Source organism: Geoanaerobacter pelophilus, assembly GCF_018476885.1.
Taxonomy (GTDB): domain Bacteria; phylum Desulfobacterota; class Desulfuromonadia; order Geobacterales; family DSM-12255; genus Geoanaerobacter; species Geoanaerobacter pelophilus.
Genome location: NZ_JAHCVJ010000001.1, coordinates 362566 through 388998, shown reverse-complemented (window position 1 = coordinate 388998; position 26433 = coordinate 362566). Strand labels below are relative to the sequence as shown.

Genomic DNA, 26433 nt, shown 5'->3' with positions numbered 1-26433 from the left:
CGATAATTAATTCAAGAATTAAGGTTAATTTGATGAGCTCATTGCATATTTCAGTCATTACACCATCGTATAATCAAGGTAATTTTATTAAGGAAACGATTGATTCTGTTATTGCTCAAAATTACGATAATTATGAGCATATTGTAATAGATGGCCTTTCAGCTGACGGCACCATGGATGTGTTGAAAGAATATCCTCATCTAAATGTAATTTGTGAAAAAGATAGCGGACAATCTAATGCACTTAACAAAGGTTTCAAAATGGCACAAGGCGATATTATCGCCTGGATCAACTCTGATGACACATATGAACCTGGAACTTTTCAAACTGTAGCGCAATATTTCGAAGAGCACCCTGACTGTAGCGTACTGTTTGGTGATTTTCACATTATTGATGTAAATGGCAGGAAGCTGCATCATAGGCAATGCCGGGAATTTTCTCTTAAAGAACTCCTCCAGAAAGGCAATTCTCTTGTTGGCCAACCCGCTGTTTTTTTTAGAAAATCGGTATTGGATACTATTGGTTACCTTGATGAATCCTTACATCTTGGTATGGATTATGATTTTTTTATCAGGATGCGGATGAAATATGATTTCCGCCATATCTCATGTTATTTTGCAAATTTCCGTAAGCACTTGGATTCAAAAACCATTGATGGCACATTGAAAGATATTGAGATCGGCTATAAAATTAGCAAAAAGTTTAATGGAGGAAGATATTTAATGTTATACATCAACGTACTGATAAGAAAGATATATTATTTCAATCCAACCTTTGGACATGGTTGTAATTATTTTAGATATAGGATGAGAAAATAAAATGAGATTATTTCTTGAACGGTTACTTAGATGTCCAAATACAAAGGCCACTTTAACAAAATTGGTATTTGTTGAAGTTGATGGTGAAACTATCGATGGAGTTTTTATTGGGCCAAATGGTTTTGCTTATCCAATTGTAAATGGTATACCTCGTATGCTTCCTGATGCCTTCGACTTGTTTCCTGAGTTTGTACTCAAGTATCAAAATGAATTAAATGCCAATGGTATCGAGTATCGCAAAGTCGGTTCCCTATCTAGTGCCGAACATGCTTTAAAGAAGAGAACTCAGGAAACATTTGGGTATCAATGGAATCAGTTCCCGGACATGGTGGAGCAGAACCGTAAATTTTTTATTACGAACTATAGTTCTGTTCCTGAAGCCTTTTTTAAAGGAAAACTTGGTCTTGATGCTGGCTGTGGCTTTGGTCGCCATATATATTATTCAAGTGAATGTGGCGCTACAATGATAGGTCTAGATTACAGCGCCGCAATCGATGCTGCAGCTAAAGTAACAAACGGAAAGCCTAATATTCACTTGGTTCAGGGTGATATATTTAACCCGCCTTTTGCTGATGAAACCTTTGATTTCTTTTATAGCTTTGGTGTATTACATCATTTGCCTGACCCTTTAAAAGGTTTTTGTTCACTGCTACCAAAAGTCAAAAGAGGGGGATCTGCTTTTGTTTGGCTCTATGGTAAGCAACGCAAAGTACTGAATGGAATTCTTGAAGCGATGCGCTTTTTTTCAAAACGATTACCGATGTCTGTCCTCAAACCGATTGCTTTAGTGTTGGCAGTTGTTGATTATTATTGTGTCATTCTCCCTTACAAAGTAGTTTCAACCATATTCCCTATTGAGAAAATATTTCCTGTTTTCAAAACTGGACGCTTTTCGATTTATACGAAGCTTCCTTTTAAGATTACTTACGCAGATTGGTTTGACCGACTGTCACCACCTCTTCGTTATTATTATGATGAGCATGACCTTAATGAATGGGTTGTTGCCGGAAACCTAAAAAATGAACGAATTCAGGCAACTGGCAAATTCGGCTGGAAGCTTTATGGCGAAAGAGAATAAAATCCAAATAGAAAGCTGTTGATATTTAATGTGTGGTATATGTGGCATATACAATCGAGATGAAGTAGTCACTTCTGCGGAGTTGCTGGCGATGAACGATACGCTTTTGCATCGTGGGCCAGATTCGACGGGACATTTTATTCATGACACTGTCGGTCTCGCTATGCGTCGCTTAAGTATTATTGATCTTATGAATGGCTCACAACCTTTTTTTAATGAGACCAAGTCAGTTGTATGCGTATGCAATGGAGAAATTTATAACTATAAAGAACTAACCGATGAGTTAGTTAATAAGGGACATCGATTTATTTCAAAAAGTGATGCAGAAATATTGCCACATTTGTACGAGGAGTATGGTGAGCGTTTTCTAGAAAAACTTGTGGGAATGTTTGCCATTGCTTTATTTGATATATCAAGGGGACAGCTATTTCTGGCCCGCGACAGAATGGGTGAAAAACCTCTGTATTATTCAAATCAGAAAGGAGTGTTTTTATTTGCTTCAGAATTAAAGGCGTTGCTCAGACACAAAGGAATCACTACTAAAACAAACTATTCAGCACTGTATTCATACCTTCAGTATCGATACATTCCATCCCCAGAAACAGCATACGAGGACTTTTTCAAGCTTCCTCCTGCAAATTATTTAGTATATCAGAATGGGACATATGTCATTAAGCCTTATTGGCAGCCAGAAAGCATACAAATTGATCCCAATAAAAGCTTTGCCCAGGCTAAGGAAGAACTCGCAACTACTTTACAGATGTCCGTAAAGTCACAATTGATAAGTGATGTTCCTCTCGGTGCATTTCTAAGCGGTGGTGTGGATTCTAGCATAGTGGTAGGTATGATGCGTCGGTGCGGCATGCAAGACATTCGAACCTTTTCTATTCGCTTTCCTGAGAAGTCATATGACGAATCAGCCTATGCTCGTCAAGTTGCTAAGCTTTTTGATACGAATCATACCGAATTTGAGGTGAACTGTGGCATCCATGAATCGGTCTCCGACATTATCTCCTCATTTGACGAACCATTTGCGGATTCATCAGCTTTGCCAGTCTATTATCTTTCTAAGATGACAAAACAAAATGTCACGGTCGCACTAAGCGGTGATGGCGGGGACGAGCTTTTCGGCGGGTACTCTCGTTACCGTGGTATGCAATTGAGTATGCGTTACTCAATGTTGCCTTTATTCGTAAGAAAGACATTCGAGGGTATTGTTAGATCAACTTTTAAGGATAATGATGAAAAAATTGAAACTAGTGTCAGGAGGAAGCTGCTTCGATTTCTGGACTTTACCCGTGAAGTACGAGCAAATCATTCATCCTTTCTGCCTTCGATTGCGACAAAGGAATTCGAAAGGATTTTCTCCGGCCGATTCTTAGATGAATTACGCTGCAGTAAAATATTGCACCTAGGTTTGAACTACGACTCGATTCCTAATAACAAGGTCCTTGATGCCATGATGCAGTATGATATCAATTGGTTTCTACCAGATGACATCCTCACAAAAGTTGACCGTATGAGCATGAGGCATTCGCTTGAAACAAGAGCACCTTTTCTGGACTACCGAGTGGTGGAGTTAGCGCTGAGCTTGCCGACAGCTTTTAAGGTAAACAATGGTCAGACAAAGCATATATTAAAAGAAACCTTCAAAGGGATGCTCCCCAATGATATCCTCTATCGCCAGAAGCAGGGTTTTGTTGTTCCTCTTGCAAAGTGGTTCAAAAAGGAGCTGAACAGTTTCCTTCGAGACTATCTGCTTTCCTCGACCATGGAGGAGTTATTTAATCTATCCTCCATTCTACAGATGATTGAAGATCATGAATCAGGCAAATCCGATAACGCAGATCAACTTTGGACGCTTCTTTGCTTAAGCGTATGGCGTGAGAAAAGCTTAAAATCATGAAAATAGCGTTTATGGGATTAAAAACGTTTCCTCCTGAACATGGAGGTATGGAGACTATGACCTCTGCCATAGTAGCGGAATTAATAAAAGATCCTCAATTCTCAGTAACTGTGCTCCCTCTTTACTGCTCATCTCAGCAAACCGGTACAGAAAACCTGAAAGTGGTACCGTTACGGGTGAGAAATATTCCTTATTTAAGATCAATACTTGGAGGGTTCGCTGGTGCAATAAAAGTCTACAGAATTAAACCTGATGTTATTCACTTAAATGGCCTCGAAAATGCTTATTTGTTGCCATTGTTACGTTTGGTCGGTCTTAAGGTAGTGTTGAATATTAGGGGGACGAAATGGACTCTATCTCGATGGGGTGGAAGCCGTTTAAGAATCTCCAACCTGCCAATCTTAGCAGGGATGTTGTTTTTTAAAATAAACATGAAATTTTTTTCATTGTGGGCAAATAAAATTGTAACGGTTAATGATGTCTCGCTTTCGCAAATGCCGCCTTTAGCGCGCCAAAAGGCTACAGTTATTTATAACTCGCTAGACGTACATCTGGATGAAGACAAAGATGTCCTTAAGCGGCACGCTCTTTCTCCAAGCGGTTATCTTATGTTTATCGGAAGGCTTGTTCCATTAAAAGGGGTACACTACCTTATAGAGGCTTACTCTAAAATTAACGAGCCAAATTTGCCTCTTGTTATTGTAGGCCGGTTTGATAAAAACAACCTATATCATGCTTATTTAAAGCAATTGGCGGGTGGGAGTGATGTGAGATTCATTGGTGCGTATTATAGCAATACAGCTTATACATTAATCAAACATTCGAGACTTATGGTTTTGCCATCTGAAACGGAAGGAATGGCAGTTACTATTCTTGAGGCAGCAATCCTTGGTACGCCAATTTTGACCAGTGATATTCCTGAGAATACAAAGCTATGGGGAGATTCTATCTTCTATTTTCAAAACAAACAAAGTCTGGAACTAAAAAATCAATTAAACACTCTAATAAAAAATAAACTGCTTTGCCAATCGAAGGTAGAAGCGGCTTTTGATATTGCTAACAATAAGTTTAACCATAAAAAACAAATGTCAAAGATGTTGTCTGTTTACAGAGATTGTGTTTGATCTAGCTCGGCTAATGTATGAAAAATAATTGTATTTATTAATTTGATTTAGTTATTTAAAAGGAGGGCATTAATGAACATCCCATTTCTTGACCTTAAAGCACAATACAAATCAATTAAAGACGAAGTCAATCCAGCAATTCAGGATGTCCTTGACAATACTGCTTATGTCATGGGTAAAGCAGTTGCAGATTTTGAAGCAGCATTTGCTTTTGAACATGGCGTGAAACATTGCCTAGGCACTAGTTCTGGCACTGACGGCAACCATATGGTGCTCTGGGGTCTTGGGGTAGGCTCTGGCGATGAGGTTATCATCCCTGCTAATACTTTCATTGCAACCGCGTGGGGTGCAACCCTGTGTGGTGCAACTCCAGTTTTTGTAGATTGCGACCCAATCAGCTACAATATTGATCCTTCAAAGGTTGAAGAGGCCATCACCTCGAGGACTAAGGCCATTGTTGCTGTGCATTTGTATGGGCAACCTGCTGATATGGATGCTCTGCAGGCAATTGCAACGAAACATGGCATTCACCTTATCGAGGACTGTGCTCAGGCGCATCTTGCAGAGTATAAGAACAAACGTGTGGGAGGTTTTGGGAGGGCAGCGTCATTCAGTTTCTATCCCGGAAAGAACCTCGGTGCTTATGGTGAAGCGGGCGCAGTAACAACTACTGATGATGACTTGGCAAAAAAGTTTAGAATGATTCGAGACCATGGGACACTTACAAAATACAACCATGAAATCTATGGCCACAACTATCGGATGGAGGGGATTCAGGGAGCTGTCTTAGGTGTCAAACTGAAACACCTCAATACTTGGACTGAAGGTCGGCGAAGAGTTGCTTCTCGTTACTGCGAGATGCTTTCTGGCCTAGATGAGCTAATGCTACCGACGGAGGTTTCAGATCGTCGTCATGTATACCACCTTTTTGTTGTACAGGCTCCGCTGAGACGGGACGATCTTGTGAAGTATCTCAATGAAAAAGGTATAGCAACTGGCTTGCATTACCCTGTACCGCTCCACATGCAACCTTGTTTCAGTCATCTTAACTATGATCGAGGTGTTATGCCTGTCGCTGAACAACTGGCTGAAAACGGCCTCTCTCTCCCAATGTATCCGGAGTTGACCGATGAACAGCTTACCTACATTTCCAATAACATCCGACATTTTTTTATGAAATGAAGTAAATGCAATGACTTGCTTTCCGGCCTATAAATTTGTCCTACTTGCATGCGATATCCTTTGCGTGATTCTCGCTTTTTGCTTGGCAGGCGTAGTAAGCAACAATACTGTTACTGTATGGGGAATTGTTGCACTTATTTTTTATATGGTCATTTTGGTTGTTTTTTTACAATACAACGACCTTTACAAGATAAACATATTTCTCAAACGATTTGCCGGATTCATTCTTCTTGTTAAAACTCTTACGTTTTCATATCTGGTTATAGTTTTTTTTGATTTTATTTCAGGCTTACATGTAATTACTTATCGTCGTCTAACCTTTATACTGTTTACTGGCTCGCTTGCCTCAATTTTGGTAGCTTACCGAGTGTTGTGTTTGCCCGTTGTCTTTAAGTATATTTCCCATATTTCAAACGCATGCCAACGTATACTTATAGTTGGTACAGGCAAGACAGCACAAAATTTTCTAATGGCTCTTTTAAAGCGAGATGATCTGGGGATTTCAATAGCTGGGTTTATTGATGACAATCAGCCAACAGGGAAAAAGATCCTAAAGGGATATTCTGTTCTTGGTGAAAGTTGTGGGCTTTACCAAATTGCTGGGGATTACGGTGTCAACGAAATCATCATTGCACAGGATGAATTGTCGGAGGATTCCCTAGTACACTTGACATCCGTTGCAAAGGCAACTGGTGCCCAAGTAAGAGTGCTTTCGAGCGTGTTCAATTTCCTCACGGATAAGATCGTCACTGAACAATATACCCATCATCCAACTGTTACTTTAACCGCTGGGCTTGATAGCTTGATTACTTCAGTATACCAGCGAATCGCTGATATAATTTTTTCTCTTGTGGGAATGGTGGTTCTTTCTCCATTGTTGATCGTTCTATCAGTAATAATAAAGACCACTTCTTCAGGGCCGGTTTTTTTTGCCCAGAACCGTGTTGGCAAAGATGGCAAGCATTTCAAGATGCTTAAATTTCGATCAATGTATTGTTCCGATGGAGACGATGAGAAGCGTAAGGTTATGATGATGGAGTTTATAAAAAAGGGCCAAAAAGCTAATGGAGACAATAAGATAGTTGATGACTCACGAATCACCCCAATCGGTGCTTTTATCCGAAAATATAGTATCGATGAACTTCCGCAATTGTTCAATGTATTGAAGGGTGATATGAGCTTGGTTGGCCCACGCCCGACACTCCCATATGAATATGATTCATACAAGCTATGGCACCGTGAACGTCATCGAGTACTGCCCGGGTGCACTGGTTTTTGGCAGGTTTATGGGCGAGGGAATGCAACATTTGATGAAATGGTTATCATGGATTTATACATGATTGAAAACATGTCTCCATGGTTTTATATGCAGTTGCTGCTCAAAACATTCCCTGTGCTTTTATTTGCAAGGGGAGGGAAATAAAGGGAGGATATCATGAAATTTGCCGTCGTAGGGCTCGGATACTGGGGGCCAAATCTTGTTAGAAATTTTCAGGCTCATCCGCAAATAACTTCTGTCATTGCCTGCGATGAACGCGAACAGAGACTTGAGTTTGCGCGTTCGAGGTTCCCTGGTATTAGTACATGCAACAGCATTGATGCTCTCATCCAGGACCCTGACTTAAAAGCTGTTGCAATTGCAACACCGGTAAATACCCATTACGACCTTGCTAAAAAAATTCTTGAAGCTGGCAAGCATGTCTGGGTTGAGAAACCCTTCACCGCATCATCCAATCATGCACGACATCTCATAGAAATCGCCAAGCAGAACAATCGGGTTATTTTTGTGGATCACACATTTCTCTATACCGGGGCGGTTCGCAAGATAAAAGAGGTTTTGGATAAAGGTGAACTTGGAGACGTGCTGTATTTTGATTCTGTCAGAATCAACCTTGGGTTGTTCCAACATGACGTGAACGTGATGTGGGACCTCGCACCTCATGATCTCTCGATTATGAGCTATTTGGTAGGCAAAAAACCTTATGCTGTTTCAGCAAACGGAATTGCAAATTTTAATGGGATGGAGAATGTGGCCCATCTGTCTGTTTATTTTGAAGGAAATTGTTTCGCACATTTCCATGTTAACTGGACGTCACCAGTCAAAATTAGGCGGATGATAATGGGTGGAACAAAAAAGATGATGGTTTTTGACGATATGGAGAACTTTGATAAAGTCAAAATTTATGATACCGGTGTCGCGATTAACACTGAAGAAGGCGTTCATCAAGCCTTGGTTGAATACCGAACAGGAGATATGTACTCTCCAAAAGTTAATCAAACAGAGGCTCTCAGCCTAGCTACTTCTGAATTTGTAAACGCCATAATTGAGGGTCGCAAACCACTTACGGACGGTGATAATGGGCTCTATGTCATAAGAATTCTTGAGGCCGCCGAGGAATCAATAAAAAATAAAGGACAACTGGTTTTGTTGAGTTAAAAATAAATAATTAATGGAGGCAATATGTTTGATGGTACATATTTGAAAGAAAACTTTATCCGCATATCACCTGATGTAAAACTTGGGAAAGGAGTGAAAATTTTCTCCTTCGTAAATATGTATGGGTGTGTAATAGATGATGATACGAAGGTCGGTGCATTTGTGGAAATACAGAAAGGCGCTAAGATTGGGAAAAACTGTAAAATCTCCTCACATACGTTTATTTGTGAAGGCGTTACTATTGAAGATGAAGTTTTTATTGGTCATAATGTAACCTTCATAAACGACCTCTATCCGCGCTCCGCCAATGATGATGGTAGCTTGCAGACAGAAGCTGACTGGCAAGTTGTGCCGACATTCATCAAAAAAGGCGCTTCTGTAGGCTCATCTGTAACGATTCTCGCAGGAGTCACTATAGGGGAAAATGCGATTGTAGGTGCTGGGGCTGTCGTGACAAAGGACGTCCCTCCCAATACGATTGTTGCCGGAGTGCCTGCGACTTTTATACGAGAAATATAATTACTGGAATGCTGTTTATATATTTATCTATAACAGTGCAAGCCATCTTTAGGGGCTGCATGTTATTCTTTGTTGCCATGCTTGTAGTATTTTTGTGGCACTCAAAAGCATATGCACTCTCCTCTGCAAATATCCCCTTGTCGAGTCCAGTATATATCTATTTAGAAAAATTGGCTGGAATGGGTCTGATTACTACCGATATCAAAGGAATCAGGCCTTATTCCAAGGCTGAGAGTGTTCGGTTGGTGTTAGAAGCGGAAAAGAATATTGAAGCTCACAATACGTCTTTCCCTGAACTTGCACATGACTTGGTGGCTCGAATCCGAGAGCTTTTACCTCGTGAGGTTTTCCTCAGATCTGCAACGTTAGATAAGCCCGAGTTGATAGATTACAACCTGATATCTTCCATGCGGTTGAACTATGTTTACCTTGATGGGATAGCACGTGATTACAGTCGGCCAGTTTTTATCAGTGGCCATCAGTCTGCATTCGGTTTTATCGGTGGAGATTTGAGACCTGAGCCCGGATATGTCGGACAACAAAGCGGCACCGAAGGTACTCCACTAGCTGAAAACAATAATGGTGTTTTTTATAAACACGGCAACAATGTTGAGTTACGTTGGACCTTAGAAGGCTATATTAGTGATAAAATAACTGCGTTGATTGAACCAATGATTTTGTCATCCGGTGGTGATACTTTAGTTAGAATGAACCGGAGCTATTTAAAGCTTGGCGGCGGTGGAGGTGAGTTGGAGGTTGGTCGTGATGAGAACTGGTTCGGACCTGGTCATCGAGGAGCATTGACCTTATCTAGTAATGCCCAAAATTTTGATCAACTTAAAATATCCAGTCCTGAACCACTAAATGTTGCATGGATCAAAAATTGGATAGGGGATTTAAAGTACTCCATAGTATTATCCCGTTTTGATGATACTGATACTGGGACAGCCAATCAACGTCGCCCATACTTCATTGGTGCTAAGCTATCAGTGAAGCCATACTACTGGTTTGAATGGGGAATCAACTTTGTGCGTCAGCAGGGAGGGCCGGGTTTTAGTGGTAAGACTAGTATTAAAGATGAAATATTTGGAGGTGGGGACACAAATCACAACAATTCTATAGCTGGAATTGATCTTCGCTTCCGCATTCCGTGGTTTTACAACACCGAGGTCTATGGGGAATATGTTGGCGAAGACTCAGCCTTGTTTTGGCCGTTCGTGGAGAGCTATGTTGCTGGGATATATGCTCCTTGCTTATCAACGTACTGCCATGATGATCTTCGCTTCGAATATTTTTGGGGCAACCCTATGCTGTATACAGATGCCAAGTTCCCTCGTGGTTATACATACCATAACATTACGCCCGGACATTTCCAAGGAGGCGGTGCACAGGATTTTTTCTTCAGTTATAGCCACTGGTTTTCAGCGCGTAATAATCTGGCATTTGAGTATTCTTATACCCAGCGTGGAGTTACTGGAAAGACTACTGGGCAGAATGAGGAGCAGGTCAATGCCCTTCGAGGACGGTGGCGTCTGCCGGTTTACGGTTTTTGGAACGCAGAGATAATGTACGGTTGGGAACATGTAAATAATTATAATTTATTACCGGGAGCAAAGCAGACAAACCAGATTGTCAATTTGGGACTTAGTTATAGGTATTGAAATGAACCGTGAAGTTATTTGCTTGGACAAGCGCTATTCGACAACTAGAAGAATTGTTCGAACTTTTCCTACATCTACAAATTGTTTGAAGACCAGACCTCTTTTAGAAGGTGGATTGAGAATAAAAGGATTTTCAAAGATTGGAGGAGTTCCAGATAAACCACTGATTAGCATTGTAATGGCGGTATTAAACAGGTCTTGGTGTGTGAAGAGGCTGATTGAAAGTGTTCTTAATCAGTCATACGACAATGTAGAATTTATCGTTGTTGATGGCGGTTCGACAGACGGTACCGTAGAGATATTGGAGCAATATAATAATCAGATAGATTATTGGGTTAGTGAGCCCGACAGTGGCATATATGCAGCTCTAAACAAGGGAATAACTCTTTCGACAGGAGACTGGATTAATATTCAGGGCTCAGACGACAGGCTTTACAATTCGCTACATTTAATTGCTAAAAACCTGAAGTGCACATCAACAGTATATTATGGAGATCTTTATTATCAGTACAGACTTAAGTGGAGAGGACACGGAAAAATCTCGAAATACAGCATTCTCAATAATAAGTTTGCTCATCATGCAATGTTTTTCTCTAAAAATTTCTTTAATGAATATAAATACAATGAATATTATGAACTCGCTGCTGATGCTTATTTAGTGATTCAAAGCTTTGCTGAGGGGAAATTTAGGTTTTCATATTTGCCAATACTCGTTGCGGATTTCGATGACCTTAATGGTTCCAGTGCGCGTTTATTTGACGATCGGTTTTATGCCGATAGATTCAAGATTTGTAATGAATTCTATCCTAAATATCTTGTAAGGCTTGTCTGGATGCGACAACTGCTTGTTGATATGGCCTATAGTCTTCGCGTCGCGAAAACTGTCAAGACGATTCTAAACTTTTTATTTAAAACCGCGTATTGTCTTGACCCCCCTTTTCGATCAAACAGTAACGGTGAAAGAGTTTCAGTATAAACCATAATGACAGCTAGTTATCTTGTGGCTGGCAGCAATTTCAGGCTGAGTTATAGTTGCGATTCGGCACGTCTATATTTGAATTCATTAAAAGAAGAGACTGCTTGAGTTAGTTGGTGTACGCTTTTGACAACCGACCTCCCTTCAAGTGGTTACGGAAGGAACTGATATGAAAAATGTTCTGGTAACAGGCGGTTGCGGCTATATTGGCAGCCATGTGGTACGTCAGCTTGCAGAGGCTGGCTACAAGGTTGTGGTGTATGACAATCTCTCGACCGGTTTTGCTGACGCACTTATTAATGGAGAGACGTTGGTGCAGGGAGATCTTGCGGACACGGCATCACTCGACGCGCTGTTGGCCGAATTCGGTTTCCGTACCGTGCTCCATTTTGCTGCAGCAATTGTTGCGCCGGAGTCGGTGACCGATCCCTTGAAATATTACGCAAACAACACCAGAAATACCCTGAATCTGCTTCAGGCCTGCGTAAAGCACAAGGTTGAACGGTTTGTTTTCTCAAGTACTGCCGCGGTTTACGGGATGCCGGCCAATGGTATTGCCTCTGAAGAGAGCCCGACGGAACCAATTAATCCATATGGTACCTCAAAACTTATGAGTGAATGGATGCTCCGTGATACCGCTGCTGCGCATCCTATGAAGTATGTGGCTCTGCGCTATTTTAATGTTGCCGGGGCTGACCCGCAGGCAAGAATGGGGCAGCGGACCCCTGAGGCAACCCATCTGATCAAGGTCAGCTGCCAGGCAGCCCTGGGGATGAGAGACAAAGTCTGCATCTATGGCACTGATTACCAGACTCACGACGGGACCGGTATCAGGGATTACATCCATATCGAGGATCTTGCCTCAGCCCATCTTTATGCACTTGACTACCTGGAAAAAGGAGGCGAGTCGACTCGTATTAATGTGGGCTATGGCTGTGGATCGTCTGTGCGAGAAGTAGTAGCGATGGTCAAGAAGGTGAGTGGCGTGGACTTCACTGTTGTCGAGTCAGAACGCCGCCCCGGCGACCCTGCAGAGCTTGTGGCAAAGGCGGACAATATCAGGGCAGTGCTTGGCTGGTCGCCGAAACACGCGGACCTGGAGACTATTGTTGCTGATGCCTGGCGGTGGGAGAGCAAGCTGGCGAGGAGAAACTCATGATTAAAAGCATGACAGGCTATGGCAAGGCCGAACGGGAGACATCGGCTGGACGCATTATCGTAGAGATCCGCTCGGTTAATCATCGCTACGGTGAAATTTCCGTCAAAATGCCTCGACATTTTCTGGCAATGGAACACGAAGTTCGCCGCCAGGTATTATCCCGTATCAAGAGGGGGAAGATAGAGGTATTTGTAAAGCATGAGATGACGGGGTCAGTCGGCGCCCAACCGCTTCTTAACATCCCCCTTGCCAAGGCTTATCACAAGTCATTTGTTTCGCTGCAAGAGGCTCTTGGGTTAGGAGATCCAATTACCCTTGCTTTAATTGCGGCACAGAAGGATGTGCTGGCAGGAGCTGACGATAACCTGCAGATCGATGAGCTGGCCGGTGATCTGTTTGCGGTTGTAAAGGGGGCAGTTGATTCCTTTGATCTGATGAGGGAGAAAGAGGGCGCTGCACTGCTTGAAGATATAACGCAAAGGGTATCAGCTTTGGAGTCGTTTATGGCAGCGGTGGCAGAACGGGCTCCTGCCGTCGTTACCGAGAATGCTGCACGCTTAAAGGAGCGGGTGGCCCAGCTTCTGGCAGGCCAGCCTCTGGACGATGCCCGCATTGCCCAGGAGATTGCCTTGATGGCTGATCGTTGCGACATAACCGAAGAGCTGGTAAGATTCAAGAGTCATCTTGCCCAGTTCCGGTCTGCTTTCGATTCCGCTGAACCAGTCGGCCGGAAGCTTGATTTCCTGCTTCAGGAGCTGAATCGTGAGGTTAATACAGTTGGTTCAAAGGCCAATGATGCTGGTATTGCGGCACAGGTGGTGGCGTTAAAGTCTGAGCTGGAAAAGATCCGTGAGCAGGTGCAGAATATCGAGTAAAACTCTGGGGTTATCATGAAACGCGAAGGCATCCTGTTTATAATCTCTGCACCGTCAGGCGCCGGGAAGACCTCACTTTGCAAGGAAGTAATTGACATTTTCCCGGGGCTGCGGCATTCTGTCAGCTACACTACACGGCAGGCCCGTCCCGGCGAGGTACATGGCCGGGATTATTTTTTTGTAAGCAGTGAAGAGTTCCGCCGCATGGTTGACTCTGGTGAGTTTGCAGAGTGGGCTGAGGTTCACGGGAATCTTTACGGCACAGCCATCAGTACCCTTGACGAGTACCGGAAGAGCAATATCGATGTGATCCTGGATATTGATTGCCAGGGGGCTCATCTCCTGAAGCAGAAATATTCCGGCGGGGTTTTTATCTTCATCTTACCTCCCAGTTTTCATGAACTGCGAAGACGGCTTGACCGGCGCAATTCAGATTCTGAGGCGGTAATTGAGCGGCGGATACTGAATGCTGCTGCAGAAATAAAGGAATCGCGCTGGTACGATTACATTATCGTCAACGATGACTTTAGCCAGGCGCTCACAGAGCTGAAATCGGTTATTCTTGCAGAAAGAAGCAGAACCTTGAGGGTCTTAGAGTCGATCAGCGAGAAATTTGATATATAAGGTTTATCTGAAAGGAGATTCATATGGCAAGAGTTACAGTTGAAGATTGTTTGGAGAGGGTAGACAACAGGTTTCTTCTGGTTATGCTGGCTGCAAAGCGCGTAAAGCAGCTTTACAAAGGGGCACGGCCTCTGATAGAGAACAAGAGCGGCAACAAGAACGTGGTTCTGTCATTGCGCGAGATTGCTTCTGGAAGAGTGAGTTACGAGTTGCAAACCCGCCGCAGCCGTTAGTCCCGGTTTATGCGAGGGCGGATACCGAAAGGTGCCGCCCTCTTTTTGTATCTAAAAACAAATTTCAGAAACATAAGGCACAGCAAAAAGCTCCAGCTGCAAGGCTTGCGAAAGCTGAGGAATGAGTCGTAGCCGTAGGCTACGTCGCAGTGACGAAGATTGAGCGTAACGCAGCAGATGGACTTTTGGCGAAGCCGCGGCATTTATGATCAGACTTAACGACATATTGGACAAAGTCCTTGCCTATAACCCGGCGGCAGAGCTGGATATTATTCGCAAGGCATATGTCTATTGCGCAAAGGTACACCAAGGACAGACCAGGCTTTCCGGTGAGCCTTATCTTATTCACCCCATGGAAGTAGCGGCTATCCTTGCCGATCTCAAACTCGATGTGGCGACTGTGGTTACCGGGCTTCTCCACGATACCGTTGAGGACACCTTGACCACTCTTGAGCAGTTGAAAGAGATGTTTGGCGAAGAGGTGGCAAACCTTGTTGATGGTGTGACCAAGATTGGCAAGATTCATTTCAAGACAAAGGAAGAGAGCCAGGCAGAGAATTTTCGGAAGATGCTGCTGGCAATGGCCATCGATATCCGGGTGATTCTGGTAAAGCTGGCCGACCGTCTGCATAACATGCGGACTCTGCAGCATCAGCCTGAAACCAAGCAGCGCTCCATTGCCAAGGAAACGCTTGATATTTACGCTCCCATAGCTAACCGGCTGGGGATTTCCTGGATCAAGAGCGAGCTGGAGGATCTGTCGTTCCGCTATCTCAATACCCAGGTCTATTACGATCTTGCTTCAAAGGTGACCAAGAAGAAGCAGGAGCGGGAGTCGGACGTTGAGAAGGCCCGGTCTGTCATTTCAGCACGATTGGCTGAACACGGGATCAAAGGCGAGGTGTCCGGTCGGAGTAAGCATCTCTACTCGATCTACCGGAAAATGGAGCACCGCAGTGTCGATATCGACGAAATCTATGATCTTATCGCAATGCGGGTCCTGGTGGAGGACATTCGCGAATGCTATGAGGTGCTGGGGATAATCCACTCGACCTGGAAACCGGTTCCCGGTCGGTTCAAGGACTATATCGCCATGCCCAAGGGGAACATGTACCAGTCGCTACATACGACGGTCATCGGGCCTTTTGGGGAGCGAATGGAGGTGCAGATCCGTACCACTGAGATGCACCGGGTTGCCGAAGCCGGCATTGCCGCTCATTGGAAGTACAAAGAGGGGAAAGGGTACGATGAGAAAGAGGTCCGGCGCTTTGCCTGGCTCCGGCAGCTGCTTGAATGGCAGCAGGAACTCCAGGATTCACGGGAGTTTATGGATACCGTCAAGGTTGAGCTCTTTCCGGAAGAGGTTTATGTCTTTACCCCGAAAGGCGATGTCAAGAGTTTCCCCAAGGGTTCGACCCCGATAGATTTCGCCTATAGCGTGCATACCGATGTTGGACATCGTTGCGTCGGTGCCAAGGTCAACGGCAAACTGGTCCCACTCAAGCATGAACTGAAGACCGGCGATATTGTCGAGGTTGTCACATCGCCTCATCACACACCCAGCAAGGACTGGCTTAAGGTCGTCCGCAGCTCGCGCGCGCGGAACAAGATCCGCGCCTGGATCAAGACCGAAGAGCGCAAGCGGAGCATAACCCTTGGCCGGGAAATCTGCGACAAGGAGTTTCGCCGCTACTCACTGAACTTCTCAAAACTGCTGAAGACCGGAGAGATCAAGAAACTGGCGGTAGATTTCGGTCTGGTTGCCGAGGACGACCTGATGGCGGCTGTCGGTTACGGCAAGCTTTCCAGCCACCAGTTGATCGGCAAAATCATCCCTGCGGAAAAGCTTGAGCAGCAACAGGAGCGTAAGGAAAGCCGGGTTGGCAAGGTCATTGAAAAACTGACCAGAAAATCATCAAGCGCCATTCAGATCAACGGGGTTGATGATGTACTGGTCCGGTTCGGTAAATGCTGTAATCCGGTTCCTGGGGACGATATTGTCGGGTTCATCACCCGCGGTCGAGGGGTAACGGTGCATACCGCTGATTGTCCTCTGGCCAGAGAAAGCGACCCGGAAAGGCGGATAGATATTGCCTGGAATCGTGACCGGCGGGCTGCACTTCCGGTAAAGATCAGAGTTTCCTGTCATGATGAAAAGGGGATTCTGGCAAATATTTCCCTGGCAATAACCAACTGTGAGGCCAATATTTCAAGCGCCAATATCCAGAGTACAGTTGACAAGCGAGGGATTAACAACTTCGAAATCGAGGTTACCGATCTGGATCACCTGAACAGGGTCATCAAAAACATAATGCAGGTCAAAGGTGTTACCAAGGTTGAACGCCTGTAAAGTTGTGGAGTGAGGTAATTCTATGAGAAAAATTGTTTCTTCCGATAAGGCGCCCAAAGCGATTGGGCCTTACTCTCAGGGGGTAAAGGCCGGAGGTTTTGTCTTTTTCTCAGGGCAGATACCTTTGGATCCTGTCACTGGGGAACTTATGGGGACTAGTGCGGCTGAACAGGCTAGCCAGGTAATGCAAAATATTGCTGCAGTACTGGAGGCGGCCGGTCTCGGTTTCAACGATGTCGTCAAAACAACGATATTTTTGACTGACTTGGCGGATTTTGCGGTGGTTAATGAGATTTATGGTGGATGTTTTTCCAGCGAGCCGCCGGCAAGGTCAACAGTGCAGGTCAGTGCATTGCCTCGGGGTGCCAAGATAGAGATAGAAGTTATTGCGGTTGAGCGGAGCTAGCGACGGCAAATGAAAAAGCCGTAGACACGCATGGTGCGCTACGGCTTGCAGATTTCCAACGTCAATCCCGCTTTTTACAGGGCTTTGGTGACCTTGTTTGAACGGATGCAGCGGGTGCATACTTTAATGCTCTTGATGCTGCCATCCTGGACTGCCTTGATCTTCTGCAGGTTGGGGTGCCACATACGGCGGGTCTTGTTGTTTGCATGGCTGACGTTATTCCCGAAACTGGGGCCTTTGCCGCAGATTTCGCATACCTTGGACATGATGAAACCTCCTCTTGGAAACTAAGCTTCACTTTCTATCAGATTGTACGGTGAAGTTCAAGTGTTTTTTCCGCTGTTCTGCTAACTGTACGTATATTGGGAAGTCAGATGAAACGGTTGCTGTTAATAATGCGAGGCGTCTTTTTCCTGCTGCTCATTCTGCTGATAGTTGCTGCTGTTCTTTTTGTTGATTTTACTTATAAGACCTTTTCGTTGAAGGGTCGCGATGTCAACACCGACGCCATAGTAGTCCTTACCGGAGGCCTCGGTCGTGTAGATGAAGGCGTACGGCTTTACAAGGCCGGAAAGGCCGGTTGGCTGCTCCTTGTTGGCGTCGATCCCTCGGTACGGAAAGTGGACCTTTATCAGGACAGGCCTGGCGAGCGGAGTTCCGAAAGGGTCATACTTGAGAAAAGCTCCAGAAATACCCTCGAGAATGCCCTTTATTCACGCGAGTTGATCTTGGGTAACAAAATAACATCCATAAAACTGATAACTTCTCGCTATCACATGAAACGGGCTACGTTGTTCTTCCGGGCCGTTCTTCCTCGGGATATTGCCATATATCCGCATCCTGTGGACAGCAGGAACCTGCTTCCGGACTGGTGGGGCCATAGCGGCAGTATCCGTCTTCTGTTCAGCGAGTTCTACAAGTATACGATGTTCAGGCTTTTCTTTCTGATTGCCCCTTCAGAGCTCAGACCCTCTCCGATTACAGGTTAGCTTTCCTTGGTATCTATCCGCGGGAAAAGCGGTTCCGCCTTGGTAATCAATATGCCGGGAAGCAGTTTGCCCCAGACGAGCCCAGTTTCATCAACATCACCCTGCCATCCCAAGAACTGGAGCGCCTTGGCTGAAGATGAAGGCATAAAAGGACTCAACAGAAAATGCACGATACGTTGAGCTTCGGCGAGATTATACATGACCGTCGCCAGCCGCTCCCTTGTTGCCGGCTCTTTAGCCAGGGACCAGGGGGCTGTTTCGTCTATGTATTTGTTCCCCGCTGAGATCACTTCCCAGATCGTTGCCAGAGCCTTGCTGAAAGCCAGTTCGTCGAGGTGTGCATCTACCTGCTGAATAGCTGATTCTGCCCGTGCGCGGAAAGTAGTGTCGATCTCCAGGTTTTCGCTGGGTGACGGCAATACGCCGTCGAAGTACTTGACGATCATCGCCGTGGTTCTATTCAGGAGATTGCCGAGATCATTGGCAAGATCGGAGTTAATCCTGAGCACCAGTGCCGAATGCGAGAAATCGCCATCAAGACCGAAGGGAACCTCGCGCAGCAGAAAGTAACGTATGGCATCCACCCCGTACTTGTCGATCAACAGGTTAGGTTCCACTACATTCTGCAGGGACTTGCTCATCTTTTGCCCTTCGATGGTCCACCACCCGTGGGCAAAGACCTTTTTGGGGAGCGGCAACCCCGCAGCCATCAGGAAGGTCGGCCAGTAAACAGCGTGGAACCTTAGGATGTCTTTACCGATAAGGTGAACATCGATCGGCCAGTACTTGCCGAAATTTCCGGATTCGTCAGGATAACCGAGCGCGGTGATATAGTTTGTCAGGGCATCGAACCAGACATAGATGACATGACGCTCGTTGCCAGGTACAGGTATCCCCCAACTAAAGCTGGTACGGGAGACAGAAAGGTCGCGCAGCCCTTCCTTTAGGAACGAAACAATCTCGTTTCGCTTGGATCTGGGCTGTATGAAGTCCGGATTAGCCTCAATATGCGCCAGGAGCTGTTCCTGGTATTTGCTCATTCTGAAAAAATAGGACTCTTCCTTCAATTTCTCCACAGGGCGGTTGCAATCCGGGCAGTTGCTGTCAATCAACTGGGTTTCGGTCCAGAAGGTTTCGCACGGGGTGCAGTACCAGTCTTCATATTCGCTGAGATAGATGTCGCCCTGCTCCAGGATCTTGCTGAATATCTGACTCACGCCTTGCTTGTGCCGCTCCTGAGTAGTCCTGATAAAATCGGTGTATTCAATGCCCAGCTTGTCCCATAACGCCTGGAACCGCTTGACGACGCGATCTGCCAGTTCGAGCGGTGTTTCGCCTGAAGCAGTGGCAGCCTTTTCTACTTTTTGACCATGCTCGTCGCTGCCGGTCAGGAAAAAGACATCAAACCCTTTCAGCCGTTTGTATCTGGCAATGACATCTGCGGCCAAGGTCGTGTAGGCGTGACCGATATGCGGTACGTCATTAACGTAGTAAATAGGGGTGCTGACGTAATAGGTCGGTTTCATTGTTTCTCCCTGGGTTTATCTTTATCCTTGTCTTTATCGCGCCCTCTGTCACGGTCTCTGCGTTTTTCCCTGCGGGGCTTGGTGCCGGACGCAGGTTCAGGTTTCGGCTCATTCTTTGCCTTTTCAGGGACTGGCTGCTTTTTGGGGCGTTCAATTATCGAATCGGGTGGTAGCTCATCCTTGCAGATCTCAACCTGTCGGTCATCATCGGTCTTGATGGTGAAACAGCTCCGAAGGATATCAACCTTAATGACCTCTCCTTCGTTGCAACCGCACTGGACCCTTTTGCCACATTTGGGCAGTCCTTGTCGCAGGCTGCAGTAAGTCTCGAACTCATATCCCAGGCAGCAGAGCAGCCGGCCGCATTGACCGGATATTTTGGTTGGGTTGAGGGCAAGGCTCTGCTCTTTGGCCATTTTTACCGACACCGGGGCAAAATCGCGCAGGAATGTGGCGCAGCAGAGCTCACGACCGCAGATGCCGATTCCGCCTACCATCTTGGCTTCGTCGCGGACCCCTATCTGGCGCATTTCAATCCTTGTGTGAAACTGGTGGGCCAGGTCTTTGACCAGCTCCCGGAAATCGACTCTGCCGTCAGCGGTGAAAAAGAAGATAGCCTTGCTGCCGTCAAACAGGTACTCGACCTTTACCAGTTTCATCTCCATCGAGCGTTCGGAAACCTTGGCCTGGCAGAAGGTGAACGCCTCTGCCTCCTTGGCGCGGATTCTTTCCAGAGCGGCAAGGTCTTCGGCGTGGGCCATCCGCATGACCTTTTTTATACCGTCAGGGACAACGGGGTCGTCATACTCTGTCGGCGGGACAACCACTGCTGCAATGCTGCGCCCACGTTCTGTTTCAACGATTACCTGGTCCCCGGCTTTTATCTGAAGGTCACCGGCATTGAAGTCATACAGCTTTCCGGCGTGCGTGAATTGAACTTTTACTATTCGCAAAAAAAACTCCTTAATTCATTGGTTATGCGGCGAAGCGCATCAGAAGCAGGTCCATCGCCAGCCTTGCATTGACATTGCGTTGCAGTGCCTTGCGGGCCTCTATTACATATTCTATCATTTTCATGACGTTTTCTGCACTGCGCAATGTTGCCTCTTGCCGTACCAGTGCCTCCAGGTCCCGGTTAACCAGTTCCGTGCTGCCGGCCTGCAACAGCAGCAGATCTCTGAAAAACGTTACCAGGAGATCCAGTAGTTCCGGCAGATTCTCCTTTTCAGCCGCAAGCCGTTCTGAGCTGGAAAACAGCTTGGATACGTCATCTTTGGGGAGAGAGAGGATCTGTTCCAGGAGTTCACGTCTTCCGTCAAGAATTCCTTCAGAACAGAGGGCCATTGCTCGCCCCGGACTTCCACCTGACAGGCAAGCGGCCAGATGGGCCGCCTCGGGGTCTACCCCTTTGCCAGTAAGAATCTGTGTTACGGCTTCTTCGGACAGGTTCCTGAAGTTGAGCATCTGACATCGTGAACGGATGGTCTGCAGTACCGCTTCAGGGTTAGAGGTAAGCAAGATAATCAAGGCGTTGCCGGGAGGTTCCTCGAGGGTCTTGAGGAGCGCATTCCCGGCTGCCTGATGAAACCGATCAGCTGCCTCTATGATACAGCTTTTGAATGGAGCCTCATACGGTCGGAGCGAGAGTTCCCGCTGTAACTGCCGTACCTGGTCAATTTTTATAAATGCACCGTCAGGCTCCATTATGTGGAGATCCGGATGCTGGAGTGATAATACCCTGCTGCACGCCGGGCATTTACCGCATCCGCATGAATCTTTGCAGTAGAGTGCCTCGATCAAGGCGACTGCTGTCTTTCGCTTGCCGCACCCTTCCGGCCCGGTGAACATGTAGGCATGGGCGATTCTCCCGGCGCTCAGGGCTCGCTCAAGAATGCCAGTAATCTGTTCATGCCCGACTATTTCGTCAAAAGCCACGGTCTATCCCTTTGCAATGCGAGACAGGACCGCATTGAGAACATCTTTGGCAACAGCTGCCACCTCGCGGTCTGCAGATACTTTGGTGATCCGGTCGGGTTCCTGTTCGGCAATGTTTATATAACCATTCCTGACGCGCTGGTGAAAGGCAAGAGATTCCTTTTCGAATCGGTCTTCGCGGATCCCGTGGCTATCCAGAGGGGAAACCGCTCTTGACAGACCTACCTCGACCGGACAGTCGAAAAGAATTGTCATGTCTGGCCTGATATTGCCGCTGGCAAGCTGGTTGAGACTTTGAATGAGCTTCTTGTCAAGATCGCGGGCAAATCCCTGGTAGGCCAGGGTGGCATCGGTGAAACGGTCACAGAGTACTATCTTACCTGTTGCGAGTGCCGGAGATACTATTTCAGCCACATGCTGTGCCCGAGCAGCAGCATACAGCAGCAGTTCTGCCAAAGGGGCCATGGCACTGTTAGCACCATTAAGCAGAACGCTGCGGATCTGATCGGCAATGGGGCAGCCGCCAGGTTCTCTGGTGACAATTACGTCATGACCGAGGGCTTGCAGCCGTTCAGCCAATAGGTTTATCTGGGTGGTTTTTCCGCACCCTTCGATACCTTCAAATGTGATAAAACAGCCCATTGCGTCCCCTGAATGAAAGAATGGAACATTATAGGAGAGGGGGAGGTATTAATCAAGTCCGAATTCGCCACAAACTGTCATATATATTGATAAAATCTGGTTATTTGTTATAGTTGATCCGCCATCACCCATATTTCAGCACTCTTGTCGGTAACCATGACCAAACTCCCGGATAAGCATAATGAAAGCATTGAACAACGGATCGGCTACAGCTTTTCCAACCGCACTCTTCTGGAAGAAGCGCTCACCCACAGGTCTTATCTGAATGAGTCCTCCGAAAAAGGGTTGTCTGACAACGAGCGACTGGAGTTCTTTGGCGATTCGGTGTTGTCGCTTTTTGTAAGTCATCGCCTGTTCAAAGATTTCCCTGAAAAGCGCGAGGGGGAATTAACCAGAATCCGCGCGGCTCTTGTCGATGAAGCTGCCCTTGCTCGCAGTGCCGTTGATCTTGATATCGGTAGCCTGATTCGTCTGGGGCGGGGAGAGGAGCTCACTGGGGGACGAACAAAAAAGTCAATACTTGCCGATGCCTATGAAGCACTGCTGGGGGCTCTTTATCTGGATGGCGGCGCCGGGGCGGTAGCTCCAATAATCGAGAGACATTTCTCTCTGCAGGCTGCTGGGTTGAAAACGCTGAGTTCCGGCCGGGACTGCAAGAGCCAATTTCAGGAGTCTTCGCAGTCAGTAATGGGGGCAACTCCCACATATAAGCTTATTGGTTCCAGTGGGCCTGACCACGCCACGGTTTTTACGGTAGCAGCCTTTCTTGGCGATGAGTTGATGGGTGAAGGTTCGGGCCGGAGCAAAAAGGAGGCGGAGCAGGAGGCCGCCCGTAAGGGGTTGGAAAGGCTTGCCGGGCGCTGTAGTTCTGGCCGGCAGTGATCAGATGATTGTCCCGTTTTTCATATCCCATCATGGTTGTCCCCACCACTGTATCTTCTGCGATCAGCGGAGTATAACTGGCCAGTGCCAACCACTGCCGTCGCCGGAAATAATCCTGGCAACTATAGCCAGTTACTGTGCCACTTCGCCAGGTAAGCCGGTGGAAGTGGCTTTCTTTGGGGGCACCTTTACCATGCTTCCTGTTGTTGATCAGCAAAGGTTGCTTGCACCTCTCCAGCCTTTGCTGAACTCCGGTGCTGTTTCTTCAGTAAGGCTTTCCACCAGGCCGGACGCCATAACTGCTGAACAGGTTGCTTTCCTTTGGGATAGCGGGGTGCGAACCGTTGAACTCGGGGTACAGTCGCTTGATGATCAGGTGCTGACGGCTTGCCAGAGAGGTCATTGTGCCGACGACGTCCGGGGCGCGGTCAGTATTCTCCGCGGAGCCGGGCTTTCTGTCGGTCTTCAGCTGATGCCTGGTTTGCCCTGTTCCTCTTCAGGGAAAGACCTGGCCACTCTTCATGAAGCGATTGGCCTTGCTCCCGACTTCCTGCGCATTTACCCGGGGCTCGTTCTGGCCGGGACTGCCCTTGCCGCGCTGTACCGGTCAGGCGAATTTGCTCCCCTGTCGCTGGAAGAGGCGGTCAGACTCTGTGCCGCCATGCTTCACCGCTGCATGAAGGCGGAACTGCCGGTGATCCGTATCGGCCTGCAGGCCAGTGATTCTCTTGCCGAACCGGGGAAAATAATTGCCGGTCCGTATCATCCTGCGTTTCGTCAACTGGTGGAGTCGGAGTTGTGCTATTATCTTTTGCTGCAACTTTGCACAGGAGTTGACGCGGGAACTAAATGCATTGTTCGTTGCGCCCCCTCTCGCGTTTCCGACGTTGCCGGTCAGCACCGGACAAACCTGAAACGGCTGGCTGCAACAGGAATTGTTCCGGACAGAATAGACGCTGACCCCACACTGCTGCCAACAGAGATCGTTTTACGCACCTCTTCGACCGAGCGCTACGGAAACCTGCTCACTGATCTTGACTTTAATGATGAAGGGAAACCATATGTCTGAAAAATTTCGTTCCGGTTTTGTCGCAATAATCGGCCGCCCAAATGTCGGGAAATCGACGCTTCTCAACTGCATTCTTGGCGAAAAACTGGTGATTACATCCGACAAGCCGCAGACCACCCGCAACCGGATCCAGGGGATTCATAATGTCGAAGGGGGCCAGATTGTTTTTATCGATACCCCGGGTATTCACAAGGGGCGGTCAAGACTCAACCGCTACATGGTGGATGAGGCCGGTGCTGCGCTTGAAGGGGTTGATGTCGTACTTTTTCTTGTGGATGCCACTGCTAAGCCGGTTCAGCAGTTTGAACTGTTGCAGGAGCGCCTCGGCCGGATCGATGCCCCGGTGATTCTTATCGTCAACAAGATAGATCTGATCAGCCGCGAACAGTTGATCCTGAAGCTGGCAGAGTATGGTAAGCTCCATAATTTCCGGGAAATTGTCCCGCTTTCGGCAGCCAAAGGCGAAGGTGTGGATCGACTTGACCGCCTGATCCTGCCGCTGCTCCCGGAAGGACCGGCCTATTTCCCTGACGATATCCTGACTGATGCCCCGGAGCGGTTTGTGGTCGCCGAGATTATCCGGGAAAAGGTCTTCCGCCATACCGGCGACGAAATCCCGTATGCCGTGGCTGTCAACGTGGAAGAGTTCGATGAGGGTGAAGAGGAGAATGGTCTGATTCGCATCTCTGCGGTCATTTCGGTTGAACGTGAAACCCAGAAGGGGATTGTCATCGGCAAACATGGCGCCATGCTGAAGAAGGTCGGAACGCTGGCGCGCAAGGAGATCGAGCAGCTTCTGGGGGCCAGGGTGTTTCTGGAACTGTTCGTAAGGGTGCGCAAGGATTGGACCGGCAATAAAAATATGATGAAGGAACTGGGGTACGAGTAGTCTTTCGTTATTGGAGTTTTGCATGGCTTATGATCTGAGAGAACTATTAAAAATAATTTCCAGAAATAGTGGGATAAGGGATTTCCTGCCAGGCTTCATAAAAGATCCCCTCTATGTTTGGATAAAAAAACATTCTCTTAAAAATGTTTTCCAAGAGTCTCGTGCTTGTCACTGCAATGAGCTGTTTGTTAAATCTAATGGGGAGGTTTATCCATGCTGCAGAGTTTGGAACCGAAAAGATATGAAGATAGGATTTGTTTCTGATAAGAATATCTTAGATAAGGTTATAGCTTTTGTTCCACCAAAGTGTTTATGCAATAAATACTCTATAAGAGCTAAAAACTCCAATGATACGCTCAAATATAACTTATTAAATATTGAATTATCCCTAGAATGCCAAGCTGTTTGCGCTATGTGTTGTGTCGATGCACCTATGTGGAAAGGCAAATACGAACTATATGATGACGTTATTAGATTAATAAATAAAATGGGTAAAATTGATAAGATTGTCTCTCAGGGAGGCGAGATTTTAATACAGAAAAAATCACTAGATTTTTTATCATCAATCAAGCAATCCTTGCCAAGAGATACCCATTTTTCTGTTATTTCGAATGCTAATGTTGATTTGACTCGCATCGATGAGATAGAGAGATTATTCGACAGTATAGACATCTCAATAGTTGGATTCCAACCAGAAACTTATAGTAAAGTTATGGGGCTAAAATTGGATAGGACTATCCAATTTGTAGAAAAATTGATAAAAAATGGTAAAATTTCAGTAAATACTAGATTTATTCTTACTCCATTGACCTTCCATGAACAAGATATGTTTTTAAAATGGGCATTGAGTCTGGCCCCCAAAACAATTATTTTATATGATACTAATTTCAGGCTTTATATAAACAAAAACACAAGGTACAAATTCTGGGATAAAATTATAGAAAGAACTATTTTAAATGTAAAAAAAGAATTGTTGAACTGCGATATTAGTAAACTAAGGCGTAATAATACGGTAATTGAAATTTATGATCTTGCCCTTTATGGGATTAATACCGAATTTATTCACTCCAATAGTTTTGAAGGAATTATCAAAGAATTTGATGCCTAACTTAGTGCTTCAACTCTAATTTTTTCAAGATAACGGCAACTTTAG

General features: G+C 46.2%; 26 protein-coding genes. 21 read left to right on the top strand and 5 right to left on the bottom strand.

All coding sequences use genetic code 11. The annotated features are described in order from the left end of the window. The first annotated feature begins 32 nt into the window (after nt 1-32). From KI809_RS01765 to KI809_RS01690, 16 genes are all read left to right on the top strand, one after another. Nucleotides 33-818 carry a glycosyltransferase family 2 protein gene (locus KI809_RS01765; protein ID WP_214169791.1) on the top strand — a complete coding sequence of 262 codons (786 nt, stop codon included), beginning with the start codon at nt 33-35 and terminating at the stop codon, nt 816-818. Nucleotide 819: 1 nt separating this feature from the next. Continuing rightward, a complete protein-coding gene (locus tag KI809_RS01760) occupies nt 820-1896 on the top strand; it encodes a methyltransferase domain-containing protein (RefSeq protein WP_214169790.1) in 1077 nt (358 codons plus the stop codon). A 28-nt stretch (nt 1897-1924) separates the two neighbouring features. Then, nucleotides 1925-3802, top strand: coding sequence for an asparagine synthase (glutamine-hydrolyzing) (asnB, locus tag KI809_RS01755; RefSeq protein WP_214169789.1), 1878 nt, complete (start codon nt 1925-1927; stop codon nt 3800-3802). Then, the gene (locus KI809_RS01750; RefSeq protein WP_214169788.1) at nt 3799-4926 is read left to right on the top strand and encodes a glycosyltransferase family 4 protein; all 1128 of its coding nucleotides are present in this window, start codon (nt 3799-3801) and stop codon (nt 4924-4926) included. The genes asnB and KI809_RS01750 overlap by 4 nt, the downstream gene beginning before the upstream one ends. 72 nt (nt 4927-4998) lie before the next feature. Then, nucleotides 4999-6108, top strand: a complete 1110-nt coding sequence (locus tag KI809_RS01745; protein ID WP_214169787.1) for a DegT/DnrJ/EryC1/StrS family aminotransferase — start codon at nt 4999-5001, stop codon at nt 6106-6108. Between the two features lie 10 nt (nt 6109-6118). Beyond that, on the top strand, nt 6119-7531 hold the full coding sequence (locus tag KI809_RS01740) for a sugar transferase (RefSeq protein ID WP_214169786.1): 1413 nt from the start codon (nt 6119-6121) through the stop codon (nt 7529-7531). 12 nt (nt 7532-7543) lie between these two features. Then, nucleotides 7544-8545 carry a Gfo/Idh/MocA family protein gene (locus KI809_RS01735; RefSeq protein WP_214169785.1) on the top strand — a complete coding sequence of 334 codons (1002 nt, stop codon included), beginning with the start codon at nt 7544-7546 and terminating at the stop codon, nt 8543-8545. A 24-nt stretch (nt 8546-8569) separates the two neighbouring features. Then, nucleotides 8570-9064 (top strand): acyltransferase, encoded by a 495-nt coding sequence (locus KI809_RS01730; RefSeq protein ID WP_246559115.1) that lies wholly within the window; start codon nt 8570-8572, stop codon nt 9062-9064. A 59-nt stretch (nt 9065-9123) separates the two neighbouring features. Continuing rightward, entirely contained in the window at nt 9124-10725 is a 1602-nt protein-coding gene (locus KI809_RS01725; protein WP_214169784.1) for a capsule assembly Wzi family protein, read from the top strand. A 1-nt stretch (nt 10726) separates the two neighbouring features. After that, entirely contained in the window at nt 10727-11701 is a 975-nt protein-coding gene (locus tag KI809_RS01720; protein ID WP_214169783.1) for a glycosyltransferase family 2 protein, read from the top strand. 169 nt (nt 11702-11870) lie between these two features. Continuing rightward, nucleotides 11871-12860 carry a UDP-glucose 4-epimerase GalE gene (gene galE, locus KI809_RS01715; protein WP_214169782.1) on the top strand — a complete coding sequence of 330 codons (990 nt, stop codon included), beginning with the start codon at nt 11871-11873 and terminating at the stop codon, nt 12858-12860. Then, nucleotides 12857-13735 (top strand): YicC/YloC family endoribonuclease, encoded by an 879-nt coding sequence (locus KI809_RS01710; protein ID WP_214169781.1) that lies wholly within the window; start codon nt 12857-12859, stop codon nt 13733-13735. The genes galE and KI809_RS01710 overlap by 4 nt, the downstream gene beginning before the upstream one ends. Nucleotides 13736-13750: 15 nt before the next feature. After that, nucleotides 13751-14359, top strand: a complete 609-nt coding sequence (gene gmk / locus KI809_RS01705) for a guanylate kinase (protein ID WP_214169780.1) — start codon at nt 13751-13753, stop codon at nt 14357-14359. A gap of 23 nt (nt 14360-14382) precedes the next feature. After that, entirely contained in the window at nt 14383-14592 is a 210-nt protein-coding gene (gene rpoZ, locus KI809_RS01700) for a DNA-directed RNA polymerase subunit omega (RefSeq protein WP_214169779.1), read from the top strand. Nucleotides 14593-14797: 205 nt separating this feature from the next. Continuing rightward, nucleotides 14798-16942 carry a RelA/SpoT family protein gene (locus KI809_RS01695; RefSeq protein WP_214169778.1) on the top strand — a complete coding sequence of 715 codons (2145 nt, stop codon included), beginning with the start codon at nt 14798-14800 and terminating at the stop codon, nt 16940-16942. 22 nt (nt 16943-16964) lie between these two features. Next, nucleotides 16965-17348 (top strand): RidA family protein, encoded by a 384-nt coding sequence (locus tag KI809_RS01690; RefSeq protein ID WP_214169777.1) that lies wholly within the window; start codon nt 16965-16967, stop codon nt 17346-17348. A gap of 74 nt (nt 17349-17422) precedes the next feature. Here the strand turns inward: KI809_RS01690 and rpmB are convergent, their stop codons facing one another. Beyond that, nucleotides 17423-17614 (bottom strand): 50S ribosomal protein L28, encoded by a 192-nt coding sequence (gene rpmB, locus KI809_RS01685; RefSeq protein WP_214169776.1) that lies wholly within the window; start codon nt 17612-17614, stop codon nt 17423-17425. A gap of 108 nt (nt 17615-17722) precedes the next feature. Between rpmB and KI809_RS01680 the strand changes: the two genes are divergently transcribed. Further along, complete coding sequence (locus KI809_RS01680; protein WP_246559113.1) at nt 17723-18337, top strand: YdcF family protein; 615 nt, start codon at nt 17723-17725, stop codon at nt 18335-18337. Here the strand turns inward: KI809_RS01680 and metG are convergent. The 4 genes from metG to tmk are packed head-to-tail and all read right to left on the bottom strand — an operon-like array spanning nt 18334 to nt 22440. Further along, entirely contained in the window at nt 18334-19863 is a 1530-nt protein-coding gene (gene metG / locus KI809_RS01675) for a methionine--tRNA ligase (protein ID WP_214169775.1), read from the bottom strand. The two genes, KI809_RS01680 and metG, sit on opposite strands and share 4 nt — an antisense overlap. Beyond that, nucleotides 19860-20816 (bottom strand): PSP1 domain-containing protein, encoded by a 957-nt coding sequence (locus KI809_RS01670; RefSeq protein ID WP_214169774.1) that lies wholly within the window; start codon nt 20814-20816, stop codon nt 19860-19862. Before KI809_RS01670 ends, metG begins: the two co-directional genes overlap by 4 nt. Nucleotides 20817-20838: 22 nt before the next feature. Continuing rightward, nucleotides 20839-21798, bottom strand: a complete 960-nt coding sequence (gene holB, locus KI809_RS20840; RefSeq protein WP_214169773.1) for a DNA polymerase III subunit delta' — start codon at nt 21796-21798, stop codon at nt 20839-20841. A 3-nt stretch (nt 21799-21801) separates the two neighbouring features. Then, on the bottom strand, nt 21802-22440 hold the full coding sequence (tmk, locus tag KI809_RS01660) for a dTMP kinase (RefSeq protein ID WP_214169772.1): 639 nt from the start codon (nt 22438-22440) through the stop codon (nt 21802-21804). A gap of 156 nt (nt 22441-22596) precedes the next feature. On the opposite strand from tmk, the gene rnc reads away from it, so the two are divergent. From rnc to KI809_RS01640, 4 genes are read left to right on the top strand one after another with little or no spacing between them, the layout of a single operon-like run. Next, nucleotides 22597-23322: a ribonuclease III gene (rnc, locus tag KI809_RS01655; RefSeq protein WP_214169771.1), complete on the top strand. Its 726-nt coding sequence runs from the start codon at nt 22597-22599 to the stop codon at nt 23320-23322. Then, complete coding sequence (locus KI809_RS01650) at nt 23291-24391, top strand: elongator complex protein 3 (RefSeq protein ID WP_246559111.1); 1101 nt, start codon at nt 23291-23293, stop codon at nt 24389-24391. Before rnc ends, KI809_RS01650 begins: the two co-directional genes overlap by 32 nt. Next, on the top strand, nt 24384-25280 hold the full coding sequence (era, locus tag KI809_RS01645) for a GTPase Era (protein ID WP_214169770.1): 897 nt from the start codon (nt 24384-24386) through the stop codon (nt 25278-25280). Before KI809_RS01650 ends, era begins: the two co-directional genes overlap by 8 nt. Nucleotides 25281-25302: 22 nt before the next feature. Further along, the gene (locus KI809_RS01640; RefSeq protein WP_214169769.1) at nt 25303-26388 is read left to right on the top strand and encodes a radical SAM/SPASM domain-containing protein; all 1086 of its coding nucleotides are present in this window, start codon (nt 25303-25305) and stop codon (nt 26386-26388) included. The last annotated feature ends 45 nt before the right edge of the window (nt 26389-26433 follow it).